The organism is Streptomyces sp. NPDC126503, assembly GCF_040302405.1.
Taxonomy (GTDB): domain Bacteria; phylum Actinomycetota; class Actinomycetes; order Streptomycetales; family Streptomycetaceae; genus Streptomyces; species Streptomyces gulbargensis.
This window is the reverse complement of record NZ_JBEORS010000005.1, coordinates 220,269-247,003: the sequence shown is the minus strand read 5'-3', so window position 1 is coordinate 247,003 and position 26,735 is coordinate 220,269. Positions and strand designations below refer to the sequence as shown.

Annotated in this window: 23 protein-coding genes; 17 read left to right on the top strand and 6 right to left on the bottom strand. The window is 74.2% G+C overall.

Annotated elements, in window-relative coordinates; all coding sequences use genetic code 11:
* Nucleotides 1-160 precede the first annotated feature (160 nt).
* The 7 genes from ABTY40_RS09625 (at nt 161) to ABTY40_RS09595 (ending at nt 11,076) form a co-directional block, all read left to right on the top strand.
* The gene (locus ABTY40_RS09625; RefSeq protein ID WP_352059000.1) at nt 161-3,169 is read left to right on the top strand and encodes a bifunctional acetate--CoA ligase family protein/GNAT family N-acetyltransferase; all 3,009 of its coding nucleotides are present in this window, start codon (nt 161-163) and stop codon (nt 3,167-3,169) included.
* Nucleotides 3,170-3,302: 133 nt separating this feature from the next.
* Nucleotides 3,303-3,887, top strand: coding sequence for a DUF5998 family protein (locus tag ABTY40_RS09620; RefSeq protein ID WP_309050901.1), 585 nt, complete (start codon nt 3,303-3,305; stop codon nt 3,885-3,887).
* Nucleotides 3,887-5,095 (top strand): alkaline phosphatase family protein, encoded by a 1,209-nt coding sequence (locus ABTY40_RS09615; RefSeq protein WP_352058999.1) that lies wholly within the window; start codon nt 3,887-3,889, stop codon nt 5,093-5,095. Before ABTY40_RS09620 ends, ABTY40_RS09615 begins: the two co-directional genes overlap by 1 nt.
* A gap of 57 nt (nt 5,096-5,152) precedes the next feature.
* The gene (locus ABTY40_RS09610) at nt 5,153-5,803 is read left to right on the top strand and encodes a thymidine kinase (RefSeq protein ID WP_345284302.1); all 651 of its coding nucleotides are present in this window, start codon (nt 5,153-5,155) and stop codon (nt 5,801-5,803) included.
* A 158-nt stretch (nt 5,804-5,961) separates the two neighbouring features.
* Nucleotides 5,962-8,601, top strand: a complete 2,640-nt coding sequence (locus ABTY40_RS09605; protein WP_352058998.1) for a YfhO family protein — start codon at nt 5,962-5,964, stop codon at nt 8,599-8,601.
* A gap of 138 nt (nt 8,602-8,739) precedes the next feature.
* Nucleotides 8,740-9,705, top strand: a complete 966-nt coding sequence (locus ABTY40_RS09600) for a glycosyltransferase family 2 protein (RefSeq protein ID WP_352058997.1) — start codon at nt 8,740-8,742, stop codon at nt 9,703-9,705.
* A 3-nt stretch (nt 9,706-9,708) separates the two neighbouring features.
* Nucleotides 9,709-11,076 (top strand): polysialyltransferase family glycosyltransferase, encoded by a 1,368-nt coding sequence (locus ABTY40_RS09595; protein WP_352058996.1) that lies wholly within the window; start codon nt 9,709-9,711, stop codon nt 11,074-11,076.
* 43 nt (nt 11,077-11,119) lie between these two features.
* Here ABTY40_RS09595 and ABTY40_RS09590 read toward each other — a convergent pair whose 3' ends face one another.
* Nucleotides 11,120-11,896, bottom strand: coding sequence for a VOC family protein (locus tag ABTY40_RS09590; RefSeq protein ID WP_352058995.1), 777 nt, complete (start codon nt 11,894-11,896; stop codon nt 11,120-11,122).
* A 169-nt stretch (nt 11,897-12,065) separates the two neighbouring features.
* Here ABTY40_RS09590 and ABTY40_RS09585 point away from each other — a divergent pair, with 169 nt between their 5' ends.
* Nucleotides 12,066-12,896 carry a sulfurtransferase gene (locus tag ABTY40_RS09585; protein WP_352058994.1) on the top strand — a complete coding sequence of 277 codons (831 nt, stop codon included), beginning with the start codon at nt 12,066-12,068 and terminating at the stop codon, nt 12,894-12,896.
* A gap of 427 nt (nt 12,897-13,323) precedes the next feature.
* On the opposite strand, the gene sepH is transcribed toward ABTY40_RS09585, so the two are convergent.
* On the bottom strand, nt 13,324-14,346 hold the full coding sequence (gene sepH, locus ABTY40_RS09580) for a septation protein SepH (RefSeq protein ID WP_352058993.1): 1,023 nt from the start codon (nt 14,344-14,346) through the stop codon (nt 13,324-13,326).
* A 641-nt stretch (nt 14,347-14,987) separates the two neighbouring features.
* Between sepH and ABTY40_RS09575 the strand changes: the two genes are divergently transcribed.
* Nucleotides 14,988-15,860 (top strand): hypothetical protein, encoded by an 873-nt coding sequence (locus ABTY40_RS09575; protein ID WP_352058992.1) that lies wholly within the window; start codon nt 14,988-14,990, stop codon nt 15,858-15,860.
* Between the two features lie 4 nt (nt 15,861-15,864).
* Here ABTY40_RS09575 and ABTY40_RS09570 read toward each other — a convergent pair whose 3' ends face one another.
* Together ABTY40_RS09570 and ABTY40_RS09565 are read right to left on the bottom strand one after the other, a co-directional pair.
* A complete protein-coding gene (locus ABTY40_RS09570) occupies nt 15,865-17,115 on the bottom strand; it encodes a D-arabinono-1,4-lactone oxidase (protein ID WP_352058991.1) in 1,251 nt (416 codons plus the stop codon).
* 28 nt (nt 17,116-17,143) lie between these two features.
* Nucleotides 17,144-18,424 carry an MFS transporter gene (locus ABTY40_RS09565; RefSeq protein WP_352058990.1) on the bottom strand — a complete coding sequence of 427 codons (1,281 nt, stop codon included), beginning with the start codon at nt 18,422-18,424 and terminating at the stop codon, nt 17,144-17,146.
* A gap of 202 nt (nt 18,425-18,626) precedes the next feature.
* On the opposite strand from ABTY40_RS09565, the gene ABTY40_RS09560 reads away from it, so the two are divergent.
* Together ABTY40_RS09560 and ABTY40_RS09555 are read left to right on the top strand one after the other, a co-directional pair.
* Nucleotides 18,627-19,754 carry a ferrochelatase gene (locus ABTY40_RS09560; protein WP_352058989.1) on the top strand — a complete coding sequence of 376 codons (1,128 nt, stop codon included), beginning with the start codon at nt 18,627-18,629 and terminating at the stop codon, nt 19,752-19,754.
* An 11-nt stretch (nt 19,755-19,765) separates the two neighbouring features.
* Nucleotides 19,766-20,566: an inositol monophosphatase family protein gene (locus ABTY40_RS09555; protein WP_352058988.1), complete on the top strand. Its 801-nt coding sequence runs from the start codon at nt 19,766-19,768 to the stop codon at nt 20,564-20,566.
* A gap of 127 nt (nt 20,567-20,693) precedes the next feature.
* On the opposite strand, the gene ABTY40_RS09550 is transcribed toward ABTY40_RS09555, so the two are convergent.
* Nucleotides 20,694-20,864, bottom strand: coding sequence for a hypothetical protein (locus ABTY40_RS09550; RefSeq protein ID WP_309055153.1), 171 nt, complete (start codon nt 20,862-20,864; stop codon nt 20,694-20,696).
* A 455-nt stretch (nt 20,865-21,319) separates the two neighbouring features.
* Between ABTY40_RS09550 and ABTY40_RS09545 the strand changes: the two genes are divergently transcribed.
* The 4 genes from ABTY40_RS09545 (at nt 21,320) to ABTY40_RS09530 (ending at nt 24,977) form a co-directional block, all read left to right on the top strand.
* Nucleotides 21,320-21,973: a response regulator transcription factor gene (locus ABTY40_RS09545; protein ID WP_345284337.1), complete on the top strand. Its 654-nt coding sequence runs from the start codon at nt 21,320-21,322 to the stop codon at nt 21,971-21,973.
* 5 nt (nt 21,974-21,978) lie between these two features.
* Nucleotides 21,979-23,217 (top strand): sensor histidine kinase, encoded by a 1,239-nt coding sequence (locus tag ABTY40_RS09540; protein ID WP_352058987.1) that lies wholly within the window; start codon nt 21,979-21,981, stop codon nt 23,215-23,217.
* Nucleotides 23,218-23,609: 392 nt separating this feature from the next.
* On the top strand, nt 23,610-23,906 hold the full coding sequence (locus ABTY40_RS09535) for a DUF4193 domain-containing protein (RefSeq protein ID WP_003955561.1): 297 nt from the start codon (nt 23,610-23,612) through the stop codon (nt 23,904-23,906).
* Between the two features lie 12 nt (nt 23,907-23,918).
* Entirely contained in the window at nt 23,919-24,977 is a 1,059-nt protein-coding gene (locus tag ABTY40_RS09530; protein ID WP_352058986.1) for a hypothetical protein, read from the top strand.
* An 84-nt stretch (nt 24,978-25,061) separates the two neighbouring features.
* Here ABTY40_RS09530 and ABTY40_RS09525 read toward each other — a convergent pair whose 3' ends face one another.
* Nucleotides 25,062-25,580, bottom strand: a complete 519-nt coding sequence (locus tag ABTY40_RS09525; RefSeq protein WP_352058985.1) for a DUF3093 domain-containing protein — start codon at nt 25,578-25,580, stop codon at nt 25,062-25,064.
* 58 nt (nt 25,581-25,638) lie between these two features.
* Between ABTY40_RS09525 and ABTY40_RS09520 the strand changes: the two genes are divergently transcribed.
* Nucleotides 25,639-26,223, top strand: coding sequence for a PaaI family thioesterase (locus tag ABTY40_RS09520; RefSeq protein WP_309054681.1), 585 nt, complete (start codon nt 25,639-25,641; stop codon nt 26,221-26,223).
* Nucleotides 26,223-26,735, top strand: a complete 513-nt coding sequence (gene dut, locus ABTY40_RS09515) for a dUTP diphosphatase (protein WP_309057207.1) — start codon at nt 26,223-26,225, stop codon at nt 26,733-26,735. The genes ABTY40_RS09520 and dut overlap by 1 nt, the downstream gene beginning before the upstream one ends.

The window sequence follows — 26,735 nt, the reverse complement described above, 5'->3', positions numbered from 1 at the left end:
AAGTCTCAAGCGGGTTGTCTAGACCAGTGTCTCACGGGATGCGCGGTGCTCGCGCAGGACCGGCCCCGCGCGGGCCGCCGCCCGGCCCTCCCCACCTTGCACGGCACACCCCCGCCGCGCGACCGGTGCCACCGTCGTACCCCGGCCGTACGCTTGCCCCATGCAGAGCGCGTCGGAAGAGTCGGAAGCGGCGGCACGACAGGCATCAACGGCAGCACCGGAGCACGTCTACCCGGACCACTGGGAGGCGGACGTCGTCCTCCGTGACGGCGGGACCGCGCGCATCAGGCCCATCACCACCGACGACGCCGACCGGCTGGTCAGCTTCTACGAGCAGGTCTCGGACGAGTCGAAGTACTACCGCTTCTTCGCGCCCTACCCCCGGCTCTCCGCCAAGGACGTCCGCCGCTTCACCCACCACGACTTCGTGGACCGCGTGGGACTCGCCGCGACCGTGGGCGGGGAGTTCATCGCCACCGTGCGCTACGACCGCATCAACGCCCAGGGGCTGCCCGCCTCCGCCCCCGCCGACGAGGCCGAGGTCGCCTTCCTGGTCCAGGACGCGCACCAGGGCCGGGGCGTCGCCTCCGCCCTCCTCGAACACATCGCGGCCGTCGCGCGCGAGCGCGGCATCCGGCGCTTCGCCGCCGAGGTCCTGCCCGCCAACACCAAGATGATCAAGGTTTTCACGGACGCGGGCTACACCCAGAAGCGCAGCTTCGAGGACGGCTCCGTCCGCCTCCACCTCGACCTCGAACCCACCGACCGCTCCCTCGCCGTCCAGCGCGCCCGCGAGCAGCGCGCCGAGGCGCGTTCGGTGCAGCGGCTCCTCGCCCCCCGTTCCGTCGCCGTCGTCGGCGCCGGACGCACACCCGGCGGTGTCGGCCGGACCGTCCTGCGCAATCTGCTCGACAGCGGTTTCACCGGACAGGTGTACGCGGTGAACGCCGCCCTCACCGACGGGCCGGGACGGCTCGACGGCGTCCCCGCCCATCCCTCCGTCGCCGCCATCGGCGAACCGGTCGACCTCGCGATCGTCGCCGTCCCCGCCGAGCGGGTCCCCGAGGCCGTCGCCGACTGCGGCGAGCACGGCGTCCGGGGCCTGGTCGTGCTCTCCGCCGGATACGCGGAGAGCGGCCCGGCCGGCCGGGAGCGCCAGCGCGCCCTCGTACGCCAGGCCCGCTCCTACGGGATGCGGATCATCGGCCCCAACGCCTTCGGCATCATCAACACCGCCGAGGACGTCCGGCTCAACGCCTCGCTCGCCCCCCAGATGCCGGCCACCGGGCGGATCGGCCTCTTCGCCCAGTCGGGCGCCATCGGGATCGCCCTCCTCGCCGGACTCCACCGGCGCGGCGCGGGCCTGTCCTCCTTCATCTCCGCCGGCAACCGCGCCGACGTCTCAGGGAACGACTTCCTCCAGCACTGGTACGACGATCCCGGCACCGACGTCGTCCTGCTCTACCTGGAGTCCATCGGCAACCCCCGCAAGTTCACCCGGCTGGCCCGCCGCACGGCCGCCGTCAAGCCGGTGGTCGTCGTCAAGGGCGCCCGGCACAGCGGCAGCGCCCCGCCCGGCCACCGCGTGCCCGTCACCCGCGTCCCGCACGCCACCGTCTCGGCGCTGCTGCGCCAGGCCGGGGTGATCCGCGTCGACACCGTCACCGAACTCGTCGACGCGGGCCTCCTCCTCGCTGCCCAGCCGCTGCCCTCCGGGCCCCGGGTGGCGATCCTCGGCAACTCGGAGTCGCTCGGCCTCCTCACCTACGACGCCTGCCTGACGGAGGGGCTGCGCCCGCTGCGGCCCCTCGACCTGACGACCGCGGCCGGCCCGGCCGACTTCCGGGACGCGCTGGCGGCGGCGCTGGCCGACGAGACCAGCGACGCGGTCGTCGTCACCGCGATCCCCTGGGTGGGGGAGAACGGCGCCACCGAGTCGGGCGACGGCGAGACCCTGGCCGCCGCCCTCCGCGCGGCCGTCGCCTCCGTCCCGGGCGCGGCCAAGCCGGTGGTCGTCGTCCACGTCGAGATGGGCGCCCTCGCGGACGCCCTCGCCGCCGCCACGAGCACCCGTCCGCCCGCCCCGGGCCGTCCCGACGGCGGAGGGACCGCAACCGGATCCCGTACGGACGCGGGCAGGGCCACCCGTACGGGCACGGGCACCGCCTCCGCCCCCGGCGCGGCACCCGACTCGCGTACGGACGCGGCCGGCGCGGCCCGTACGGGCGACGCCCGCGGGGGCGGGACCGGTGGCGCCGACGGCGGAACCGACGGTGGAACCGGCGGGACCGAGTGCCGCACGATCCCCGCCTACCCCGCCGCCGAGCGGGCCGTGCGGGCGCTCGCCGAGGCCGTACGGTACGGGCAGTGGCGACGGCAGGCGGCCGAGCCGGGACGGGTGCCCGAGTATGAGGACATCGACGAGGCGGGGGCCGCCGCGCTCATCGAGCGGGGCCTCGCGGAGGCGACCGAGGACGGCCGGGGCATCACCCTCGGCGCCGGACAGGCAGCGGAACTCCTCGACCGGTACGGGATCACGGTCCTGACCGCCCTGCCCGCCCCCGGCCCCGACGCCGCCGTCGCCGCGGCGGCCCGCCTCGGCTACCCGGTGGCCCTCAAGACGACCGCCCCGCACCTGCGCCACCGCCCCGACCTCGGTGGAGTCCGGCTCGACCTGGCCACCGAGGAACAGCTCCGCACCGCCTACGCCGAGCTGACCGAGGTCCTCGGCAAGCCGGAGGAGCTGCAGCCCGTCGTCCAGGCCATGGTGCCGAGGGGCGTCGACACCGTCGTCCGCTCGGCCATCGACCCGGCCGTCGGCGCGGTCCTCTCCTTCGGGCTCTCGGGCGCGGCCTCCGAACTCCTCGGCGACACGGCCCACCGGCTGGTTCCGGCCACCGACCGGGACGCCGCCGAGCTGGTCCGGTCCATCCGCACCGCCCCGCTCCTCTTCGGCTGGCGCGGCTCCGCCCCCGTCGACACCCCGGCCCTGGAGGAGCTGCTCCTGCGGGTGTCGCGGCTGGTCGACGACCACCCCGAGGTGGTCGCGGTCTCCCTGGAGCCCGTCGTGGTGGCCCCCCGCGGGCTCTCCGTCCTCGGTGCCACCGTCCGCCTCGCCCCGCCCCCGCCCCGTACGGACCTCGGCCCCCGCAGCCTGCCGAGCTACTGAGCACCGCCCGCACCCGCCCCCGGGCCACCGCGCCGCGAGGGGAGTCGGATGTCACAGCCTCCGCCCGCGCGAACGGCCCCACCGCCCCCGCAACCGGGCGAGAGGCCCCTGCCCACGGATTAGGATGGAGTCCATGGCGAAGACCGGTACGACGACTCAGGGGCTGCGCGCGGCGATCGAGCGCAGCGGCTATTACCCGGCCCTCGTGGCCGAGGCGGTGGAGGCCGCCGTCGGCGGCGAGGCCGTCGCGTCGTACGTGGTCCACCAGGAGACCACCTTCGACTCCAACGAGGTCCGGCGGCACGTCACCGTCCTCGTCCTGACGCCGAGCCGCTTCATCGTCAGCCACACCGACGAGCAGGCCGCCGACAACAGCTCCCCGACCCCCTACGCCACGACCTCCACCGAGTCCGTGAAGCTCGACCGGATCTCGTCGGTCGTGGTCAGCCGGGTCGTCGCCAACCCGGAGTCGTACACCCCCGGCACCCTGCCCCGCGAGGTGGTCCTCACCATCGGCTGGGGAGCCGTCTCCCGCATCGACCTGGAGCCCGCCGCCTGCGGCGACCCCAACTGCGACGCCGACCACGGCTACACCGGCAACTCCACCGCCGACGACCTCAGCCTGCGGGTGAGCGACGCCGGCGACGGCCCGGACACCGTCCGGCAGACGCTCGCCTTCGCCCAGGCGCTGTCCGAAGCCACCGTGGCCGCCCGCTGATGGTGCAGCCCACGGCCCCGTCCCACGGCTGGCCCGACGACCCGGTCCCGCTCGCGCCGGAGACCGCGCCCGTACCGGAGTACACCTCCGGGTCCCTCGGCGACCTGCTGCCCACGCTCGTCGCCGGCCAGGGCGTGTCCGGTTTCACGCACCGCATCCAGGAGCTGTCCCCGGCCGACCGGAACTGTGTCTTCCTGATCGACGGGCTCGGCTGGGAGCAGCTCAGGGCCCACCCGGACGAGGCCCCGTACCTCACCTCGCTCCTCGGCTCCTCGCGCGGCGGCACCGGCCGCCCGGTCACCGCCGGGTTCCCCGCCACCACCGCGGCCTCGCTGGCCTCCGTCGGCACCGGCCGCTACCCCGGCACGCACGGGCTGGCCGGCTACACCGTCCGCAACCCCGAGAGCGGCGAGCTGATGAACCAGCTCCGCTGGAAGCCGTGGACCGCGCCGCACGTCTGGCAGCCGTACCCCACGATCTTCCGGCTCGCCCACGAGGCGGGCGTGCACACCGCCCAGGTCTCCTCGCCCATCTTCTCCGACACCCCGCTCACCAAGATCGCGCTGAGCGGCGGAACGTTTCACGGGCAGCTCTCGGGCGAGGACCGCATGGACCGCGCTGCCGAGCAGCTGGCGGGCGGCGACCGCTCCCTCGTGTACACCTACTACAGCGAGCTCGACGGCGCCGGACACCGCTTCGGCATCGACTCCGACGCCTGGCGCGGCCAGCTGATGTTCGTGGACCGGCTGGTCCAGCGGCTGGCCGAGCAGCTGCCGCCGCGCTCCGCCCTCTACGTCACCGCCGACCACGGCATGGTGGACATCCCCGAGGGGGACGACCACCGCGTCGACTTCGACGAGGACTGGGAGCTCAGCGCCGGTGTCGCCCTCCTCGGGGGCGAGGGCCGCGCCCGCCACGTCTACGCCGTGCCCGGCGCCGAGGCGGACGTCCTCACCTGCTGGCGTGAGGTCCTCGGCGAGCAGTTCTGGGTGGCGAGCCGGGACGAGGCGATCGCCCTCGGCTGGTTCGGTGACGAGGTCGACGAGCGCGTCCGCGGCCGCATCGGTGACGTGGTCGCCGCCGCGGCGCGGGACGACGTGGCGATCACCGCCTCGGTCAGCGAGCCCCACGAGTCGGCGATGGTCGGCATGCACGGTTCGATGACCCCCGCCGAGCAGTTCGTCCCGCTCCTCGAAGTCCGTTCCTGAGCACTTCCGTCCCGTACCCCCACCCGACCCCCACGACCTGAAAGGTCCCGACCCGTCATGCCCGAGCTGGTGTTCTTCTCCGGAACGATGGACTGCGGAAAGAGCACACTGGCTCTCCAGATCGGCCACAACCGGTCGGCCCGCGGACTGCAGGGTGTGATCTTCACCCGGGACGACCGGGCCGGCGAGGGCAAGCTGTCCTCGCGGCTCGGCCTGGTGACGGAGGCCGTCGAGGCGGGCCGGGGCATGGACCTCTACGCCTACCTGGTCGGTGAACTCTCCAAGGGCGGCAAGGCCGACTACGTGATCGTGGACGAGGCGCAGTTCCTCGCCCCCGAGCAGATCGACCAGCTCGCCCGGATCGTGGACGACCTCGGGCTCGACGTCTTCGCCTTCGGCATCACCACCGACTTCCGGACCAAGCTGTTCCCCGGTTCGCAGCGGCTGATCGAGCTGGCGGACCGCATCGAGCAGCTCCAGGTCGAGGCCCTGTGCTGGTGCGGCGCCCGTGCCACCCACAACGCCCGCACCGTCGGTGGCGAGATGGTCGTGGAGGGCGAACAGGTCGTCGTCGGCGACGTCAACCGCCCGGCCGAGGAGGTCGGTTACGAGGTGCTCTGCCGCCGCCACCACCGCCGCCGCATGACCAGCGCCTCGGCCCGCGCGGGAGCCCTCTCCCCGGACGTCCTCCCCGTCACCCCCTCCTGACGGCCCGAGGCCCGCACCCGCACCGGGAGTTCACCCGGGGGTCACCGGAAGACGGCCCGTCGCTCGGTTGCGGGTCGCCCGCCTCGGCGGTAATGGCCGTCGGCCCGTGACGATCCGCCTCCGGGCGTCATCCGCGCCGTGCGACCCCTGGAGGACGTGTGCGTTCCGCCGCCCCGACCGTGCCCGACGAGGACGACGACGGTGAGCCGGGCGGGGTGCGGGAGGACGCGGCGCGCGGCGCGGTGACGGCCCCGGGCCGGACGAGCGGCCCGCTGCGGGGCCCCGTGGCCGCCGCCCTGCTGAGCGGTGTGCTGTTCTGCCTCGCCACCGCCCTCTCCCGCACCGCCCCGTTCGGGCCGGTCACCAGGAACATCGTCGACCTGGGCCAGCAGTACCTGCCGTACCACGCCTACTGGCGGAAGGTGCTCCTCGGGGAGAGCCACGGCGACGCCTTCCTCAACTGGAACTCCGGCTTCGGCTCCAACTTCCTCGGCGACATCGGCACCTACCTGAGCAGCCCTTTCGACCTGCTCGTCGTCCTCTTCCCGGCGGACCGGATCGAGACCGCTCTCTACGTCGTCACCGCCCTCAAGATCATGGCCGCCGGCGCCGCGGCCGCCGCGCTGCTCCCGCGCCTGCGCCCGGGCCCCTGGCCGGTCGCCGCCCTGCTCGGCACCGCCTACGCCCTCTCCGGCTGGACCTTCAACTACGGCGCCTCGGTGCCGATGTGGCTCGACGGCCTCATCGCCTTCCCGCTGCTCTGCCTCGTGGGGGAGTGGGCCAGGACCGGGCGCCGGCCCGTCCTCGGTCCGCTCGTCGTCGCCCTCGCGTGGATCGCCAACTTCTACACCGCCTACATGGCCACCGTCGGCGCCGCCGTCGTCCTCGCCGCCCGTCTCCTCACCACCGACCCGGACGGTCCCGCCGTCCGGGAGCGGCTCGCCGGACCGCTGCGGGCGGCCCGGAGCGTCCTGATCGGCATCGGGCTGGCCGCGCCCCTGGTCACGGTCGTCTTCCTCGCGACGAAGGGCGCCGACCCCACCCCGGCGACCACCTTCGCGCCCGCCGCCTGGACCGACCTGTTCGCCCGGTTCCTGCCGGCCACCGCGAGCGTGGCGACCCCCGCCCTGTTCGTCGGCACGCCGACCCTCCTCCTCGCCCTGACCCTGCCCTTCCAGCGGGCCGTCGCCCCGCGCGTCCGCGCCGGATGGACGGCGGCCGTCCTCCTCGTCACCCTCTCCCTCCAGTGGGAGCCCACCCATCTGCTCTGGCACGCGGGGGCCTCGCCCAACGGCATCCCGTACCGCCAGACCTTCGTCCTCTGCGGCCTGCTGGTCATCGCGGCCTGGCTGTCCGTGGCCGGGGGCGTGCCCCGTCCGGTGGCGCTCCTCGCGGGCGGCGCGCTGTTCGGCGCCCTGGCGTGGGCGGGCCGGGGGAGTGCCGACATCGACCGGTGGACCTTCCCCGTCCTCGCCGCGACCCTGCTCCTGACACTCGGCGCCACGCTCCTCGCCCTCCTCGCCGGCCGGCGGCGCGAGACCCGGGCCGGAGCGGGAGCCCGGCCCGAGGCCGTACCGCGCACCCCGTCCGGCGCCGCCCGCCTGCTGCCCGCCCTGGCCGTGCTGCTGCTCCTCGCCGCCCAGGCCGGCGAGACCGCCGCGACCGGCAAACGGATCGAGGAGCAGCAGCGGAGCGAGGTCTCCTGGGCCCCGCCGCTCGGCCCGTGGCACCGGGAGATGGCCGCCGAGGTGGCCCGAGCGGACGTCTGGCCCCGGTACCGCACCGACCCGGGCGAGGTGCCCGGCGGCAACGACACCCTCCTCGTCGGCGGGCAGGGCGCCGACGTCTACAGCAGCCTCACCGCCGCCACCACCTCCTCCACCCTCTCCGGCCTGGGCTTCGGTTTCTACGCGAAGGGCCGGCACCCGGTCACGCTCGACAACCCGGTGACCGACGCCCTCTTCTCCATCGGCACCCGGATGCGTTCACGACCCGCCGGCCCGCTCCGGCAGGACCGGCCGCCCACGGCCACGATCACCGCGACCACGACCCCGGTGCCCCCGCTGGTCACGGTCCGCCCCGCGCCCCACCCGTCCACCGCGGACCCCGGCGATTCCGCCTTCCGCAACCAGGAACTGCTCCTCGGGGCCCGGGTGTACGAGCTGCCGGCGGTCCGGCGCACCGGTGGCACCCTCACGGCCCGCTGCCCGGCCGGCTCCGACGTCTGGTTCTGGGCCCCCGAGTTCCACGGCACGGCCACCCTCGCCCCCGGGCGGGGGGCCGTGGACTTCGACGGCCGGCCGCCCGCCGTCCGCGCCCCGATGCGGGCCCTCGGCACGGTCCCGGCCTCCGGCGCCGTACGGATCACCCTGCGCCCCGACCCGAAGGCCAGGGCCGACACGAGGACGGGCGAGAGGGTGCGGCTGCCCGCGCAGGCGGTCGGCTGCCTGGTCCGGGAGCGTCTGGACGCCGCCGTACGGCAGCTGACCGCCACCGGCGCCACGCAGGTGCGCGCGACCGGACACACCGTCACCGCCGAGCTCAAGCCGGGCAGTACCGGCATCGCCGTGCTCGCCGCCCCCCGCGTCTCCGGCTGGCACTGCGCCACCGGTGACGCCGCGCCCGCACCCGCCCGCGGCTACCGCGGCCTCGTCGCCGTCCCGCTCGACGGCCGGGCGACCACGGTCACCTGTTCCTTCCGGCCCCCGGGCCTCCGCCTCGGCGCAGCGGTCGGCGCGGCGGCCCTGCTCGCCCTCGCGGTGACCGCCGTCCTGCACGCCCGGGCCCGGCGGAGGTGACCCCGGGGTCCGGTTTCCGCCGGGGACGACAAGAGTTCACCCGCAGTGCACGCGGGGATCGCTCCCCGGGAAAACGGCCCGATTACTCTGCCCGCCGTACCGGCGTTTGATTGTTCGATTTCAGTGTGGGGAATCCGCGTGCCAAAACTGTCCGTCGTCGTCCCCTTCCACAATGTCGGGGCCTACGCCCCCGACACCCTGCGCGGTCTCGCCCGCAACGCGGACCCGGAATTCGAGTTCCTGCTGGTCGACGACTGCTCGACGGACGAGACCCCGGAAATCCTCGACCGCTGGCGCGACCGCCTCCCGAACGCCACGGTCATCCGGCACGAGACGAACCTCGGCGTCGCCCAGGCCCGCAACACCGGAATCGACGCGGCGCGCGGCGAATACCTCACCTTCCTCGACGGCGACGACTGGTACGCCCCCGGCCACCTCGCCGCCGCCGTGGCCGGGATGGACCGGCTCGGCTGCGATTTCGCCCGGACCGACCACGTCCTCGCGGAAGGCCGCAAAAGGCACGTGAAATATGCTCCGGCCAAAGTCCGCGACACCGTCATGGACCCCCGGGACGGCATTTCCCCGGCCAGCATGGTGACGATGGTGGATTATCCCTTCGTCCCCTTCGGGATCTACCGGGGATCACTCTTCCGGGACGGCGCCTCACGTTTCGAGACCTCCCTGCGCACGGCCGAGGACCGCCTCTGGATCTGGCGGCTCCACCTCACCGCCCGCACGTTCGCGGCGCTTTCCCTGCACGGCGTCTTCTACCGGCGCGGCGTCACCACCTCCCTCACCCAGATCACCGACAACCGCCAGCTGGACTTCATCCCCTCCTACGACCTCCTGCTCGACGAGGTCTCCCGGGACCGGGACGCCGACCGCTTCCTGCCGAAAGCCGTCCGCACCTACTGCGCCATGATCGCCTTCCACGTGAACAAGGCCGGCCGGTACGAACCCGAGGTCGCCCGGCGGCTGCGCGCCGACGTCGCGGACGCCCTGCACCGCATGCCCCAGCAGGTCCTCGACGAGACCCTCGCCACCATGGACACCCCGCGCAGCACCCTCCTCCGGAGCCTGCGCGACACCGGAAGGACCTCCTGACCCATGGCCCCCGACCCCACCGCGGACCCGCGCCGGGTCCAGATCTTCCAGGTGTCCACCCTGTACGGGGCGGCCACCGTCGCGGCCGCCCTCGACGCCGGACAGTTCGGCCCGCGCGAGGACGCCCGCCGCCTCCTGCTGATCTCCCGCAACGCCGAGATCCCCGAGACCGCGCTGCGCCTGGAGGACATGACCGGGTACGAGCGGATCGCCGCCCGCTTCGACGGCACCCTCGACTGGAACGAGACCATCCACCCGTACCACCCCGCCACCTGGGCCCCCCGGCCCGAGGAGGCACCGCTCTGGCAGCGCGTCCTGCGCACCGCCTGGGACCTCGGCAGCGCGCCGGTCGAACTGATCGTCGAGTCCATCCAGGTCAACCCGGCCAAGGCGCTCGCCGGAACCTTCCCCGAGAGCTCCGTCCACGTCTACGCCGACGGACTGATGAGCTACGGCCCGACCCGCAACGACCTCGCCCAGTCCGTCGCCTGCCGCGTCCGGCGGGTCCTCCACCTCGACCTGGTCCCGGGCCTGCGCCCGCTGCTCCTCACCGAGTACGGCGTCGGCTCGGAACTGGTCCCGGACGAGGCCTTCCGAGCCGTCCTCGCCGAGATCGCGCGCGAGGCGGACGGCGACCCGGAGATCGAGCGCGCCGCGGCCGCCGCGCCCACCGCCCTGCTGCTCGGCCAGTACCTCGCCGCGCTGTCCCTCCTCACCGTGGAGGAGGAAGAGGCCCTCCACGTCCGGATGCTGCGGGGCGCCGCCGCGGCGGGCCACCGCTCGGTGGTCTTCAAACCCCACCCGAGCGCACCCGTCCGCTACTCCCAGGTCCTCCACGAGGCGGCCGAGGAGGCCGGGATCCGGCTCACCGTGCTCGGCGGGCCGCTGCTCGCCGAAACCTTCTTCGCGCGCTGCCGGCCCCGGCTCGTCGTGGGCTGCTTCTCCACCGCGCTGCTCACCGCCGCCGTGTACCACGGGATCCCCGTCGCCCGGGTGGGCACCGCCGAGCTGCTCCAGCGCCTCACCCCGTACGAGAACAGCAACCGCGTCCCGCTCACCCTCGTCGACCGGCTCCTCGCCGACCTGGAGGGGCCGCAGGAGCCCGCTGTGCCCGGCCGCGCGCCGGACTCCCTGGCGCCGCTCGTCCGCGCCGTCGGCTACTGCATGCGGCCCAAGAGCCATCCGGGACTGCGGGCCGAGGCCGAGCGGTACCTGGCCGAGCACCACGCCGACCCCGGCATCGCCCCCCACTTCGACGCCGTACGGCTGACGCAGCTCGGCCTGCCCGGCGGGAGCCCGGCCCCGACGGCCGCACAACAGGCCCCGGAGCCGTCCCGGCGGCGCGGCCTCGTCCGCTCCCGGCGCGGCTGACGGGGGAGCGGGCGTCCGCCCGGCGGCAGGCGGACCCGGTGTCTCAGTTCCCGCCGGCCGACTTCACGAGGGTGAAGACCGCGCCCTCGGGGTCGGTCACCAGGGTGAGCCGGCCCGCCGTGCCGTCCCGCGGCGGCCGGAGCACGTGCCCGCCCAGCTCCGTGACCAGCCGCGCGGCCTCGTCGGTGTCGGCCACCTCGAAGTACGTCATCCAGTGCGCGCCCCGGTCGCGGGGCAGCGCGTTGCCGACGCCGTGCAGGGAGGCGACCGGCCGGCCGGCCAGGTGGAGCGTCGCGTAGTCGAAGTCGGCGGCGCCGGCCGGCTCGACCTCGTACCCGAAGACCGACCGGTAGAACTTGCCGACCGAGGAGGTCTCGTAGGTGAGCAGCTCGTTCCAGACGGGGGTCCCCGGCGGGCCGGCCGCCGCCGTGCCGTGGTGCGCCTCCGCCTGCCACACGCCGAAGACGGCGCCGGCCGGGTCCGAGCAGATGACGAGCCGGCCCGCCTCGGCCGCGTCCAGCGGCCCCACGGCGACCGTGCCGCCGCAGGCGCGGATGGCCTCGGCCGTGTCGTCGGCGTCGTCGGTGGCCAGATAGGTGGTCCAGGCGATCGGCAGGTGCCGGTCGGGGGGCAGCTGCCCGACGCCGGCCACCTCCTTGCCGTCGAGGAGGGCACGGACGTACGGACCGAGCTGTTGCGGCCCGGGGACGAACTCCCATGCGAACAGCGCGCGGTAGAACTCGAGCGTGGAGTCAAGCCCGTGCACCATCAGGCTCACCCAACAGGGTGTACCGGGTGGGCGCCGCGTGGCCTCGGTCATCGTCACTCTCTCCTCGGACCTGGTCGTGGCCGTACTCCGTGCCGGTGGCCGCACCGGACGGCGCGCGGCGCGCCCCGCCCGCGCCGCCGGCGCGAACCGGCGGCAGGTCCGGTGGGAAGGACGCCGGGTTCCTCCTCCGCAGCGGCCCCGCTGCGCGAGGATGGCACCCATGACACCCATCATCTCCGCAAGCGAACTCCTCAGCGAGTCGGCCGGCGCGCGTCCCCCGGTGCTGCTCGACGTCCGGTGGACGCTCGGCGGCCCGCCCGGACGGCCGGAGTACGAGGCCGGTCACCTCCCCGGCGCGGTCTACGTCGACCTGGACGCCGACCTCGCGGGCCCGCCCGGCACCGGCGGCCGCCACCCGCTGCCCGACGTGGAGGCCTTCGGAGTCGCGATGCGGCGCGCGGGCGTGTCGGCGGGGCGGCCCGTCGTCGTCTACGACGGCGGGCTCGGCTGGGGCGCGGCCCGCGCCTGGTGGCTGCTCCGCTGGGCGGGTCACCCGGACGTGCGCGTCCTGGACGGCGGGCTCGCCGCCTGGACGGGTGAGCTGTCCCGCGAGACCCCGGCCCCGGAGCCGGGCGACTTCCGGCCGAAGCCGGGCGCGCTCGGCCTGCTCGACGCGGACGAGGCGGCGGCGCTGGCCCGCTCGGGGCTGCTCCTGGACGCCCGGGCGGCGGAGCGGTACCGCGGCGACGTGGAGCCGATCGACCGGGTCGGCGGCCACATCCCCGGCGCGGTGTCCGCCCCGACGACCGAGAACGTGTCCGGGGACGGCCGCTTCCTGCCCCCGGACGCCCTGCGGGCCCGGTTCACCGCCCTGGGCGCGGCGGGGCGGAGCACCCCCGTCGGCGTCTACTGCGGCTCCGGCGTCTCCGGCGCCCACGAGGTCCTCGCCCTGGAGATCGCGGGCATCCCGGCGGCGCTCTACGCGGGCTCCTGGTCGGAATGGTCCTCCGACCCGGACCGCCCGGTGGCCACGGGCCCGGACCCGCAGTAGGACGACCCGGCCCGCCGCCCGGGGCGAGACACCCGCTCTGTGACCGTGCGGCGTCCGGTGGCCATGAGGCCAGGTCCTCGGGCGTACGACGCCGACCCGGCCCGCCGCCCGTGGCGAGGCCCTCGCGGGCGGGAAGCGGACGGTCCGGGGCAGAGGATCGGCCGCGGTAGCCATGCGGCGCCCGGTCGCCAGGGCCGCCGCTGTCGTACGGCCGGCGGCCGTGCGTACGGCGCCCGCTCCGGGCATGTCACCCGCGGTGGCGCCTCGGCACGGGAGCGGGAGCGGGCGTACGGCGTGGCCGAGGGCCGGAACCGACGCCCGCGAGGTCCCTCGGGCCGGCCCGGACGGGCGCCGACGCACTCGTTCACTCGGGACCGGGCAGCACCGGGGGCCCGTGCCGGGTCTCGGCACGGGCCCCCGGGGACGGTCAGTCCTGTTTCTTGCGGCGGGTGCCGAAGACGATCTCGTCCCAGCTGGGGACCGCCGCGCGGCGGCCCGGACGGACGCCGTCCGCCTCGGCCTGGCGGTCGGTGGCGCCGTGCAGCCGGTCGCGGTGACCCGAGACGGCCCGCGGCATGAGGACGTCGGCGTACGCCGACCCCGCCCCGGCCGAGGCCGCGGGGGCCGGGGGCTCCTCCGCCTCCACCTCCTCGGAGGGCTCCGTCTCCGGCGGTTCGGGCACGACCATGTCGCCCCGGAAGCTCGGTACGGCCTCGAGGAGGCTCGTGAGAGAGTCCCGCTCCTCCTCCGGCTCGGCGGCGACCGGCACCGGCCGCTCCATCTGCCGGTCCAGGGCGCGATCCAGCGGCCTGTCCCGGGGCAGCCGGGCGATGCGGGGCACGAAGGGGAAGCTCGGCTCCGGCGCGGCGGCGAGGGTGTCGTCGGTCTCGCCGATCAGCGCGCGCGCCTCGTCGTCCACGGCCTGGACGAGCCGGCGCGGCGGGTCGTAGGTCCAGCTGGCGGTGTGGACCTCACCGGCGACCCGGTAGACGAGCAGCACCTCCCAGGTGCCGTCGTCCCGGCGCCACGAGTCCCACTGCACGGTGTCCTTCTCGGCACCGCGCAGCAGCAGCCGCTCCTGCACGGCCTCGCCGAGTTGCGGACCGCTGTTCTCGCCCGGCCTGCGGACGGGGGTCTTGCGGGCCCGCTCGGCCATGAAGGCGCGCTCCGCGAGCACGGGTCCCTCGAAGCGGCGAACGCGGTCGACGGGGATGCCCGCGAGCTGGGCGACCTCCTCCGCGGAGGCACCGGCACGTATCCGCGCCTGGATGTCGCGGGGGCGGAGGTGGCTCTCCACCTCGATCTCGATCTGGCCCAGGCGCGCGCGGTCGTTGCGTACGGCGGCACGCAGCCGCTCATCGATCGGAAGCGTGTACTCCGTGCTGTCAGCAGCCTTCAGCACCAGTCGTGTGCCGTCGTTGGAGACGGCCACGACACGCAGTTCGGGCATGGGGACCTCCCGGGTGGTGCCTGCCGACGTCACGTGCGTCGCTGCTTCCGCTAGTCGAGTGTGGCCTGCCCGGGTGCAGCCTGCCACTACCTTGCCGAGTTGCCCGGCGTGTCGGGCGTGGACCCTGGAACGCCGTTATGGCACGGTTACCGGATCGCTACGCGGAGTGACTGGCGGTCACGCTGTGCAGCGGGCTTCCGTGCGGTGCCGCGGCGCCGCCGGTTTCGAGTGCCGGGTTCGGCCCCCTCCCCGTGATTCCGGGCACCCGTGAGAGCGTCCGTACCCAGGGATCGTCAATGTACTCCATTCGGGCCACCTGGGTGGACCGGCGCGCCGCCCAACTTCTCGGGTCCCGCGCGAGTTGAGTGTCCGTGATGTCCCGGACCGCGTGTCCCTGTTCACAGAACCACCAGAAACGGAACTAATCGCTTCGCCCATTTGTCCCTTCTGGGTGCATGGTGGAACAGATGAGCAAGCAGAGGTCGGAGATGGATCACAGGCCGAGGGCCGCGGTGGGAGAGCCGGAGGAGACCGACGAGAGGGGCGGAACGGGGGAGCCGGACGAGCGGGGCGGAGGCCGGGAGGCGTGGGGAACCGGACAGGACGGTGAGCGGGGTGGCCGGGCCAGGATCGACCTGAGTGTGGCTCAGGTGTCGGGCAGCGCCCTCGCCGCCGTCATCGCGGCCAAACTCGCCTCCACCCTCGGGGTGTACGGCACGATCGTCGGGGCCGGCGTGATCAGCGTCATCGCCACCTGCGGTGGACCGGTCTTCCAGCACCTGCTCAAACGCACGGGCGAACAGGTGCGCGACGCGACGGCCGCCGTGAAGCCGAAGCCCCGTCAGCTCGGTCGGCGCCCGGCGGAGCCGGAACGGGCCGACGCGCGCGCCCTGGTGCCCGGCGCCGTCGCGCCCGGCGGCCTGCCCGCCGACGGCACGTTCGGCCGGGCGACCACCCACGGCACCCGGATGCGGGGCTGGAAGCGTCCGGCCCTCGCCGCGGCCCTGGTCTTCGGCGTCACGATGGGCGGCATCACGGCGTACGAACTCGTCTCCGGCGAGGACTTCGGCGGGACGAAGGGACGGACCACCTTCGGTTCCGTCGTCCGGGGCGGCGGGGACACCGGCCCGGGCACCTCCGACCGCGACGGGACCCCGGCCCCCACCTCCTCGGAACCGGCCCGGGACGGTGACGGCGACGGCCGGCCGGACGGCGGCGCCACCCCGTCCGGGGGCGCCCCCTCCGCCCCGGACGGCCGGGGCACCTCCACCCCCGGGACGGGCACGGGGCCGGCGTCACCCGCGCCGGAACCGACCCCGGGCGGCACCACCGGCCCGACCGGTTCCACCGGTACGGACCCGGCCCCTGACCCCGAGCCGACCGGCCCGGCGCCGACCACGGCCCCGACAGGCCCCGCGGAGCCGACCGCGCCGGCGGCCCCGACCGAGGCCCCCGTCCCCGAGGCGCCGGGGCGGACGCTCCCGCCGCGGACCGCGCCCGGGGCGACCGGGTGACGGTTCAGTCGCCGAGCACCCGGCGCAGGTGGTCGTTGCCGAAGCGGCGGTCCGGGTCGAGCCGGTCGCGCAGCGCCGTGAACTCGGCGAAGCGCGGGTACACCCCGGACAGATAGGCGGCGTCACAGGTGTGGATCTTGCCCCAGTGGGGGCGCCCCCCGTGGGCCGTCATGAGGCGCTCCACCGCGGTGAAGTACCCGCGGTGGGGCGTTCCCTTGTACAGGTGCACCGCGATGTAGACGGTCTCGCGGCCCGAGGCCGTCGAGAGGGCGATGTCGTCCGCCGGAGCCGTGCGCACCTCGACGGGGAAGCTCACCTTGAGCGGCGACCGCTCGATCATCGACTTCAGCTCGCGCAGCGCCGGGACGGCCGCCTCGCGCGGGAGCGCGTACTCCATCTCCAGGAAGCGCACCCGGCGCGGCGAGGTGAAGACCTTGTACGGGATGTCGGTGTACGTCCGGGCCGACAGCGCCCGGCTGGAGACCCTGGCGAGCGCGGGGATCACCGGCGGCACCGCCCTGCCGAGGGAGCAGGCGAGCTGGAAGACCCCGTTGGAGAGCAGCTCGTCCTCGATCCAGCCGCCGACCCTGCCGAGCGGAGCCGCGGGACCGGCGCTGCGGTTGTTGCGCTTGGTGTTGCAGTTGTCGGTATGGGGGAACCAGTAGAACTCGAAGTGCTCGTTCTCCGCGTACAGGGCGTCGAACTCCGCGGTGACCCGGTCGAAGCTCATCGGTTCCTCGCGCGCGGTGAGCAGGAAGACCGGCTCCACGGCGAAGGTGATCGCGGTGATCACGCCGAGCGCGCCGAGCCCGATCCGGGCGGCGGCGAAGATCTCGGGATTCTCCTTCTCCGAGCACGTGAGCAGCCGGCCGTCGGCCGTGACGAGCTCGAGCCCGCGGATCTGCGCGGCGATCGAGGCGGAGTCGCGGCCCGTGCCGTGGGTGCCGGTGGAGACGGCGCCGGCGACGGTCTGCTCCATGATGTCGCCCATGTTCGTGAGCGACAGGCCCTCGCGGGCCAGGGCCACGTTGAGCCGCTTGAGCGGGGTGCCGGACTCGACCGTCACGGTCATCGACTCGCGGTCGACGCGCCGGATGCCGGTGAGCAGGTCGGGCCGGACCAGGACCCCGTCGGTGGCCGCGATGGCGGTGAAGGAGTGGCCGGTGCCGACCGTCTTCACCCGCAGCCCGTCCTCGGCGGCCCGGCGCACCACCTCGGCCAGCTCCTCGGCCGTGGCCGGGCTCTCCTCCCGCACCGGGCGGGCGGAGACGTTCCCCGCCCAGTTACGCCACGGGGCGTTCGCCGTCCCGGGCCTCCGCGCCCCCGTCGGCCCCGTCCGTCCCGCTGTCGTCGTCCCGCTCACGCTGCCCCTCCCGGTTCGGCGCCGGCCTGCTGAGCCGGCGGTGTCCGAGGAGACCCACCACGACCGCGAGCGCGCCCGAGACGACGGGCACCACGTACCCCGCCTCCGCCCCCGACGCGTCGACCACCCAGCCGGCGGCCGAGGAGCCGAGCGCCACGCCGATCGCGAGCCCGGTACCCGTCCAGGTCATGCCCTCGGTCAGCTTGGTGCGCGGTACGTGCGCTTCGACGAGGGCCATCGTGGTCACCATCGTCGGTGCGATGGACAGGCCCGCGACAAAGAGCGCCACGGCCAGCAACGGCAGGTTCCCGGCCAGTAGGAGGGGGATCATACTCACGGCCATCGCGCAGATGCCCAGCAGCCACCGGCGGGACGGCTCGCCCTTGAGGTGGAGCAGTCCGAAGACGGCGCCGGCCAGGCAGGAGCCCAGCGCGTAGACGGCGAGCACCAGGCTGGCGGCGGCCTTGTGGCCCTGCTCCTCGGCGAAGGCGACGGTCACCACGTCGACCGAGCCGAAGATGGCGCCGGTCGCGACGAAGGCCAGGGCCAGGACCTGGAGCCCGGGGGAGCGGAGCGCCGAACCGCCCCGGTCGTCCCGGTGGGGGTGCGGGCTCGGCTCGGTGGCGCGCTGCGCGGTCAGCCAGAAGACGCCCACCGCGAGGAAGACGGCGGCGAAGAGAGGTCCCGCCTCGGGGAACCAGGCGGTGGACAGACCGATGGAGACGATCGGCCCGAAGATGAAGCAGACCTCGTCGGCGATCGACTCCCAGGAGTACGCCGTGTGGAGGCTGCGCCCGTCACCGCGGTAGATCTCCGCCCACCGGGCCCGCGTCATCGCCCCGACGCTGGGCACGCAGCCGATGACGGCGGTGAAGGCGAAGAGGGTCCAGTCGGGGGCCTGCTGCTGGACGCAGAGGAGGAGGCCGGTGGCGGCGGCGAGCGAGATCAGCGTGACGGGCCGCAGCACCCGGCGCTGGCCGTACCGGTCGACCAGCCGGGACACCTGGGGGCCGAGGACGGCCGCGGACATCGCGAGGGTCGCCGACAGGGCGCCCGCGAGCCCGTACCGGCCCGTGACCTGGGAAATCATGGTCACGATGCCGATGCCCATCATGGACAGCGGCATCCGGCCGAAGAAACCGGCCACCGAGAACGACGCGGTGCCGGGCGCCGAGAAGATGGCGCGGTAGGGACTGGGCAAAGGGGGCTCCGGATCCTCGTGCTCCGGCGCGGGGCGGCGCGACGGGTCGACACGTGTAATTAACAGCTAAAGCCTACGGTGTTGAACTCGATGCGGCATCCCCGTTCCCCCCGGCCGGGCCCGCGGGGCCGGGGGGCGGCGCGCGACCGGTCGGGGCGGGCCGCACCACCGGGTGTCGGTGGCGGGTGGGAGGATCGGTGCCATGTCCGATCAGCACGATCCCGCCCCGTACGACGCCCTGCTCCTGCTCTCGTTCGGCGGCCCCGAGGGCCCGGACGACGTGGTCCCGTTCCTGGAGAACGTGACCCGCGGCCGCGGCATCCCCAAGGAACGGCTCAAGGAGGTGGGGCAGCACTACTTCCTCTTCGGCGGCGTCAGCCCGATCAACGACCAGAACCGAGCGCTGCTCGACGCGCTGCGGGCGGACTTCGCGCAGGCCGGGCTCGACCTGCCGGTCCACTGGGGGAACCGCAACTGGGCGCCGTACCTCACCGACACCCTCCGCGAGATGGTCATCGACGGCCACCGCCGCATCGCCGTCCTCACCACCAGCGCGTACGCCTCCTACTCCGGCTGCCGCCAGTACCGCGAGAACCTCGCCGACGCGCTGGCCACCCTGGAGGCGGAGGGGCTTCCGCTGCCCCGGGTCGACAAGCTGCGGCACTACTTCAACCACCCCGGCTTCGTCCGCCCCGTGGTCGAAGGCGTCCTCGCCTCCCTCGCCGAGCTGGACGGGTCCGTACGGGCCGGGGCCCACCTCGCCTTCACCACCCACTCCATCCCCGACTCCGCCGCCGACACCTCCGGCCCGGTCACCGAGCACGGCGACGGCGGGGCCTATGTGAAGCAGCACCTCGACGTCGCCCGCCTCGTCGTCGACGCCGTCCGCGCGGAGACCGGCGTCTCGCACCCCTGGCGGCTCGTCTACCAGTCCCGCAGCGGCGCCCCCCACATCCCGTGGCTGGAACCCGACATCTGCGACCACCTGGAGGAGCTGCACGCCGCCGGGGCGCCCGCCGCCGTCATGGTCCCGATCGGCTTCGTCTCCGACCACATGGAGGTCCTGTACGACCTCGACACCGAGGCCACCGCCAAGGCGAAGGAGCTCGGCCTGCCGGTCCGCCGCTCGGCCACCGTCGGAGCCGACCCCCGCTTCGCCGCCGCCGTCCGCGACCTCCTCCTGGAGCGCGCCGCGACCGAGCGCGGCCTCCGCGTGGAGCGCTGCGCCCTCGGCGCCCTCGGCGCCTCCCACGACCTGTGCCCCGTCGGCTGCTGCCCGGCCCGGGCGGAGCGGCCGGCCGCGGCCGGCGCCGACAGTCCCTACGCCTGAGGAGCCAGCACGTGACCGACCCCCTGCTCACCGAACTGCACGAGCTGGCCCTGGAGGCCGCGCGCAGGGCCGGCGCGCTGCTGCGCGACGGCCGGCCGGCCGATCTGGCCGTCGCCCGGACCAAGACCAGCTCCGTCGATGTCGTCACCGAGATGGACATCGCCGCCGAGAAGCTGATCACCGCCTTCCTCGCCGAGCACCGGCCGCAGGACGGCCTCCTCGGCGAGGAGGGCGCCACCAACGCCGGCACCAGCGGCGTCCGCTGGGTGATCGACCCGCTCGACGGCACCGTGAACTACCTCTACGGACTGCCCTCCTGGTGCGTCTCCATCGCCGCCGAGCGGGACGGCGAGACCGTCGTCGGCGTCGTCGAGGCGCCGATGCGCGGGGAGACGTACCACGCGGTACTGGGCGGCGGCGCCCGCTGCGGCGAGCGGCCCCTCGCCGTCCGCCCCGCGCCCGAACTCGGCCAGGCCCTCGTCGCCACCGGCTTCGGGTACCTCCCGGAGCGCCGCGCCCGCCAGGCCGAGGTCGTCCGGCACGTGATCCCGCGCGTCCGCGACATCCGGCGCGGCGGCTCGGCGGCGATCGACCTCTGCGACGTCGCCGCCGGCCGCGTCGACGCGTACTACGAGCGCGGGCTGAACCCCTGGGACCTCGCGGCGGGCGCCCTGATCGCCCGCGAGGCCGGCGCCCTGACCGGCGGCCGGCCGGGCGAGCCCGAGTCCGGAGACCTGGTCGTGGCGGCCCCTCCGGGCCTCTTCGGCCCTCTCCAGGAGCTGCTGGAGGAGCACGGAGCCTGGCACGACTGAGCGGGCCGGGAGCCGTCCGCGCGGAAGGCGCGGAGCCGTGTGTCCGCCTTTCGGGGCTCGGAGGCGGACGCACGAGGGCCCCGGAGCCGGTGGCGGCTTCCGGGGCCCTCGCTCGGGTCCGTGGGCGTCAGACGCCCGGGGCGACCTCCACGCCGTGCTCGGCGGCCAGGCGGTGCAGGTCGTCCAGCTCCGCCTGCTCGACGTCCGCGAGGAAGTCGTCGCCCGTCTCACGGGCTCGCGTGAGGTCCGACTGCGTGGTCCTGATCCGGTGCAGCAGTCCTGCGGTGAAAGCGTCCATCGTGCGCCCCCTCGTCATGGGTCCGGTGGCACGGGGGTGTGCCGGTGGGGTCGGATCACACGCTGTGAGCTCTGGGGGACAGAGAGTGGCGGACGACGTGCCACCTTCAGCTGTGATCGCGGGGTGTGCACACCTCCTCCCCAGCCCTTTCCTCAGGGAAACCTCAACTGGCCCGCGAATCAGGCGAATTCTTCGCGGCCACCGGGCGCCCCCCGGACCGCCACCGCCCGTTCACCGGATCCCCGCCCTGCGGCCGCCGCCGCCCGGCCGGCCCGCACCCGGGGGTCCCGCCGCCCCGGCCCCCTCCCCGTCCCCGCACCCCGCCTTACAGCCGGTTTACGCGCGAACGGGGCAGGATGGACACGCACAGTCAGTGCCCGGGCCCCCGCGGGGGACCGTTCTGAACCACCCCCTGGTCCCCGCCTCGGACCAGGACCCGAAGGAAGGATCACGACGTGCGCGTACTCGTCGTCGAGGACGAGCAGCTGCTCGCCGATGCGGTGGCCACCGGACTGCGCCGGGAGGCCATGGCCGTCGACGTCGTGTACGACGGCGCGGCCGCCCTGGAGCGCATCGGCGTCAACGACTACGACGTCGTCGTCCTCGACCGCGACCTGCCCCTCGTCCACGGCGACGACGTCTGCCGCAAGATCGTCGAGCTCGGCATGCCGACCCGCGTGCTGATGCTCACCGCCTCCGGCGACGTCAGCGACCGCGTCGAAGGCCTGGAGCTGGGCGCCGACGACTACCTTCCCAAGCCCTTCGCCTTCACCGAGCTGACCGCCCGCGTCCGCGCCCTCGGCCGGCGCACCACCGTGCCGCTCCCGCCCGTCCTGGAGCGCGCCGGCATCAAGCTCGACCCCAACCGCCGCGAGGTCTTCCGCGACGGCCGTGAGGTCCAGCTGGCGCCCAAGGAGTTCGCCGTCCTGGAGGTCCTCATGCGCAGCGAGGGCGCCGTGGTCTCCGCCGAGCAGCTCCTGGAGAAGGCCTGGGACGAGAACACCGACCCGTTCACCAACGTCGTCCGGGTCACGGTCATGACCCTGCGCCGCAAGCTGGGCGAGCCTCCCGTGATCGTCACCGTCCCCGGCTCCGGCTACCGGATCTGACCCCCATGGGAACCACCCCCGCGCCCCACCCCCAGGCGCCGCCCAAGCCGACCTGGGACCCCCGGGACCCCGTCCGCCCCCTGCTGCGCCCGACCATCCGCATACGGCTCACGCTGCTCTACGGCGGCATGTTCCTGATCGCCGGCATCCTCCTGCTGTCGATCATCTACCTCTTCACCGCCCAGGCGCTGAGCGACAGCGCGGCCCAGCTCCCCTTCAAAATCGTCAAGGGCGAGGTGCAGCCCACCACCTCCTGGTGCGTGCTGCCCGACAAGGGCACCGGCGACCAGTTCAACGACGCCGTCTCCATCTGCCTGCGCCACCAGACCGACCTGGCCCTGGACGACCTGCTGCGCCGCTCCCTCTTCGCCCTCCTCGGCCTGAGCATCATCGCCTTCGCCTTCGGGTACGCCATGGCCGGGCGGGTCCTCTCCCCGCTCGGCCGGATCACCCGGACCGCCCGCCAGGTGGCCGGTTCCGACCTGGCCCGGCGGATCGAGCTGGACGGCCCCGACGACGAGCTGAAGGAGCTGGCCGACACCTTCGACGAGATGCTGGAGCGCCTGGAGCGGGCCTTCACCGCCCAGCAGCGGTTCGTCGCCAACGCCTCGCACGAACTCCGTACGCCGCTCGCCATCAACCGCACGCTCCTGGAGATCCACGTCTCCGACCCGGAGGCCCCCCTGGCCCTCCAGCAGCTCGGCAAGACCCTCCTCGCCACCAACGAGCGCAGCGAGCAGCTCGTGGAGGGCCTGCTGCTGCTCGCCCGGAGCGACAACCAGATCATCGACCGCAAGGCCGTCGACCTCGCCGAGGTCGCCTCCCGCGCGATCGACCAGACGCACGCCGAGGCCGTCGCGAAGGGGGTCGAGATCCGCGGCGAACGCGCCCCGGCCGTCGTCCAGGGCAACGGCGTCCTGCTCGAGCGGATCGCCCTGAACCTGCTCCAGAACGCCGTGCGGTACAACGTGCCGGAGGGCGGCTGGGTCGAGGTCACCACCGAGACGGCCCACGGTCAGGCGGTCCTCGTCGTCTCGAACACGGGCCCCGTGGTCCCCGCCTATGAGATCGACAACCTCTTCGAACCCTTCCGGCGGCTCCGTCAGGAGCGCACCGGCAGCGACAAGGGCGTCGGTCTCGGCCTGTCGATCGCGCGGTCCGTGGCCCGCGCCCACGGCGGCCGTATCATCGCGGAGCCCCGTGAGGGCGGCGGCCTCGTGATGCGCGTCACCCTCCCGATGTGACACAGTGCGCGCGACCGGTTCCGTTCGCTTTGCGCGGAATTCCGGAGCCCTGATCCTGAGACGCGCATGTGTGATCGATCACAGGACAGGGTCCCGGGAGTCACACGCTCCGTGATCGCCGATTCCACCGGAAAACCGGGAAAAATCCGGGTTTCCCGGGCTTCGGATGACGGGAAGTACACGGGGTGGCGCGTGCGAGCGGCACCCCGGGGACCGTGTACGGTCCGGTTCGCCACCCCAAGCCCCTCACTCGTGAGAGGGCGGGATGGGTGTCGATTGAGTAACAGACCTTGATGTGAGGCAAAATCTCCGCCTCAGGTCGGGCACAAGTCCGACCTCTCACGCGTTACGTGCGCTGGAGACACCGCAACCACCCAGAGGGGGAGAGCGACATGGCAACGGATTACGACACCCCACGCAAGACCGACGACGACGTCGACTCGGACAGCCTTGAAGAACTGAAGGCCCGCCGGAACGACAAGTCGACCTCGACCGTCGACGTCGACGAGTTCGAGGCCGCCGAGGGCCTGGAGCTGCCGGGCGCCGACCTCTCGAACGAGGAGCTGGCCGTCCGGGTCCTGCCCAAGCAGGCCGACGAGTTCACCTGCATGAGCTGCTTCCTCGTGCACCACCGCAGCCAGCTGGCGCGGGAGAAGAACGGTCAGCCCATCTGCCGCGACTGCGACTGAGAACGCTCGACCGTGGCAGGCGACACACCGTCCAGGAAGCGGCGTCTACGGCTCCCCGGCAGGCCGAAGACGTACAAGGGCGGCCCGGGCCCGGCGGAGGAAGCCCACGAGGCCTCCGAAGCCGAGCGTGCCGCCCCCCTGCCCTCCCCCGGCGCACCCGACGACGGGCGAGGCCCCTCGGCCTCGCCTGAAGCGGTCGCCGAGGCGCCGGGGCCGGACACCGCACCGCTGCCGGCGGAGCGGGACACCCGGACCCCGGGCGCACCGGCCGCCGTCGCGCGCGACGGACGACCGGACGCCGAGGCCGGACACCCGGCCGACCCGGCGCGCACGCGCCTCGACAGGCTCAGGATCGAATCGTCGCGGATCGGCGCCGTCCGGCGCGGTGTCACCGAGAGCGTGAGGCACGGCGTGAAACGAGGCGGCGAGAGCGCGAAGGCCGGCGTCGGCCTCCTGGCCGACCGGCTGATCGACCTCGCCCCGCGAATTCCCGTCCGCGACCTCACGACCCTGCGCCGGCAGTTCCCGGGGCTCGGCCCCGAGGAGATCGCCGACAAGCTCGTCGCGGGCGCCGCCAACGCGAGCTCCACCGTCGGCGCGGGCGTCGGCGCCGCCGCCATGCTGCCCGTGCCCCCGGCCATGCCGGCCGAGCTCGCCGCCGAGATCACCGGCGTCGCCGCCGTGGAACTCAAACTCATCGCCGAGCTGCACGAGGTGTACGGACTGCGGCCCCCCGGCCGCCTCACCCAGCGCTCGGTCGCCTATCTGACCGCCTGGGCGGAGGAGCGGGGCATCGATCCCACCAAGCCCACCACCGTCAACGCCGCGCTCGGCGGACAGCTCAAGCGCGAACTGCGCCAGCAGATCATGAAGCGCATGGTGCGCAATCTGCCCAACCTCGCCCCGTTCATGGTGGGCGCGGCCGTCGGAGCGGTCATGAACCGGCGCGACACCAAGAAGCTCGCCGCCCACGTCCGCAAGGACCTGCGGGCCCGCCAGGTGCCCTGGGAGGACCTTCCAGAACTGCCCGCGCTCGACCAGCCCGAGAACCCCAAGGAGCTCGGCTTCTGAGCCACGCCTCCCGGTGACGGCCTTTCGGGACCCGGCCCGCGCCACCGGAGCCGTACCGGGACCCGTGCGGCGGCGCGCGGCGGCTCAGCCTTCGGCGCGCACCGCGTCCAGGGCGGCGGCCAGCGCCTCCGGCTCACGGCTCGACAGGTAGAGGTACGGCGTCGGATCCGCCGGGTCCGTCACCTCGACCCGCACCGCCCGGGGCACGTAGCTGCGCATCAGCATGAAGGCGCGCGGGTCGGCCTTGTGCGTGCGCCAGGCGCGCGCCTCCTCCACGTCCAGTACCTCGGCCGCCCCCAGTGCGGAGACCGGGATCCGGGCGTCGCCCGCCACCAGCGAACCGGCCACCACCCGGATCCGAGCGGAGCCGTACGAGGAGACCGCCACACCGGCCAGCACCGCCGCGGCGATCACACCGCCCAGCGTCGGCACCGTACCCAGCGGGAACATCACCAGACCCCCGGAGAGGCCCAGCAGGCCCGCGATCACCCACCACGAGCGGGGCGCGGTCAGCCGCTCGTCGAAACGCGGCGCGGCGGGCGGCACCGGCGCCGCGGGGGACGGGGAGGAGGACGCCGGGGACGGCACGGAAGGCTGCTGCATGCCTCCAAGCTTGGCACGGCGCGCCCCCCGCCCGGCGGCGCGGGTAAGGTCTGCGCCTGTGACCGCAACATCTGCCGCCCTCACCCCACCGGCCGACGCCGTGGCGCCGGTACGCCACGCCGACGCGCCGGCCCCCGGCGAGCCGCTCGGCTCGCACTACGCGCACTGCTTCGGGTGCGGCGGCGGACAGCCCCACGGCCTGCACCTGGACGCCCGGGCAGGGGAGGGCGTGACCGTCACCGCCGAGTTCACCGTGACCGCCGACCACCAGGGCGCCCCCGGCCTCGCGCACGGCGGCGTCCTCGCCACCGCGCTCGACGAGACCCTCGGCTCCCTGAACTGGCTGCTGCGGGTCATCGCGGTGACCGGCCGCCTGGAGACCGACTTCGTCCGGCCCGTACCCGTCGGCACCGTGCTCCACCTGGACGCCGAGGTCACCGCCGTCCACGGCCGCAAGATCTACTCGACCGCCACCGGCCGGATCGGCGGGCCCGACGGCCCCGTCGCCGTCCGCGCCGACGCCCTCTTCATCGAGGTCAAGGTCGACCACTTCATCGACAACGGCCGCCCGGAGGAGATCCGGGCCGCCATGTCCGACCCCGACCAGGTCCGGCGCGCCCGCGCCTTCGAGGTGAACCCCTGATGCGCAACCCTGTCGACGTCCTCATCCGCCGTGTGGACCCGGACGTCCCGATCCCCGCCTACGGCCACCCCGGCGACGCCGGCGCCGACCTCGTGACGACCGAGGCCGCCGTCCTCGCCCCCGGCGAACGCGCCGTCCTGCCCACCGGGGTTTCCCTCGCACTGCCGGACGGGTACGCCGCCTTCGTGCACCCCCGCTCCGGACTCGCCGCCCGCTGCGGCGTCGCGCTCGTGAATGCCCCGGGGACGGTGGATGCCGGGTACCGTGGAGAGATCAAGGTGATCGTGGTCAACCTGGACCCGCGCGAGAGCGTCCGGTTCGAGCGGTTCGACCGGATCGCCCAGCTGGTCGTCCAGCAGGTCGAGCGGGTCCGCTTCCACGAGGTGGCGGAACTGCCCGGCTCCGCGCGGGCCGAGGGGGGCTTCGGGTCCACCGGCGGTCATGCCGCCGTGGACGGCACAACGGGTGGGAATCGATACGCTTCGGTCGTATCCGACCGGGAAGGACAGTGA

Coding starts and splice junctions, on each gene's coding strand:
- ABTY40_RS09620 (WP_309050901.1), top strand. CDS start 3,303: ATGGCGAAGACCGGTACGACGACTCAGGGGCTGCGCGCGGCGATCGAG.
- ABTY40_RS09560 (WP_352058989.1), top strand. CDS start 18,627: ATGTCCGATCAGCACGATCCCGCCCCGTACGACGCCCTGCTCCTGCTC.
- ABTY40_RS09535 (WP_003955561.1), top strand. CDS start 23,610: ATGGCAACGGATTACGACACCCCACGCAAGACCGACGACGACGTCGAC.
- ABTY40_RS09525 (WP_352058985.1), bottom strand. CDS start 25,580: ATGCAGCAGCCTTCCGTGCCGTCCCCGGCGTCCTCCTCCCCGTCCCCC.
- ABTY40_RS09615 (WP_352058999.1), top strand. CDS start 3,887: ATGGTGCAGCCCACGGCCCCGTCCCACGGCTGGCCCGACGACCCGGTC.
- sepH (WP_352058993.1), bottom strand. CDS start 14,346: ATGCCCGAACTGCGTGTCGTGGCCGTCTCCAACGACGGCACACGACTG.
- ABTY40_RS09590 (WP_352058995.1), bottom strand. CDS start 11,896: ATGACCGAGGCCACGCGGCGCCCACCCGGTACACCCTGTTGGGTGAGC.
- ABTY40_RS09625 (WP_352059000.1), top strand. CDS start 161: ATGCAGAGCGCGTCGGAAGAGTCGGAAGCGGCGGCACGACAGGCATCA.
- ABTY40_RS09550 (WP_309055153.1), bottom strand. CDS start 20,864: ATGGACGCTTTCACCGCAGGACTGCTGCACCGGATCAGGACCACGCAG.
- ABTY40_RS09585 (WP_352058994.1), top strand. CDS start 12,066: ATGACACCCATCATCTCCGCAAGCGAACTCCTCAGCGAGTCGGCCGGC.
- ABTY40_RS09610 (WP_345284302.1), top strand. CDS start 5,153: ATGCCCGAGCTGGTGTTCTTCTCCGGAACGATGGACTGCGGAAAGAGC.
- ABTY40_RS09540 (WP_352058987.1), top strand. CDS start 21,979: ATGGGAACCACCCCCGCGCCCCACCCCCAGGCGCCGCCCAAGCCGACC.
- dut (WP_309057207.1), top strand. CDS start 26,223: ATGCGCAACCCTGTCGACGTCCTCATCCGCCGTGTGGACCCGGACGTC.
- ABTY40_RS09595 (WP_352058996.1), top strand. CDS start 9,709: ATGGCCCCCGACCCCACCGCGGACCCGCGCCGGGTCCAGATCTTCCAG.